We start from the raw sequence: 217 nt of genomic DNA, 5'->3' as shown, positions 1-217 counted from the left end.
CACGACGGGCACGCTGACGACAGCTGATATTAACGGCGGCAACATTGACGGCACAGCGATCGGAGCGACCACTCCGGCGGCAGGAAGTTTTACGGTTACGAACACGGACAATATCCAGGTAGATGGAAATACGATCAGCAGCACGGATGTGAATGGCAACATAGTGTTGACCCCTAATGGCACGGGTGTGGTGACCACTGATAATTTAAGTCTGGAC

1 protein-coding gene is annotated in these 217 nt (G+C 53.0%); it reads left to right on the top strand.

Annotated features, from left to right (window positions below):
• A partial coding sequence (locus ACXAH9_RS17265) for a hypothetical protein (protein WP_474896098.1) occupies positions 1-217 on the top strand: 217 nt, incomplete at both ends.

This window comes from Ekhidna sp. ABH4_415 (assembly GCF_056161305.1).
The sequence above is the reverse complement of the archived record's forward strand: the minus strand, read 5'-3'. Positions and strand labels throughout refer to the sequence as shown.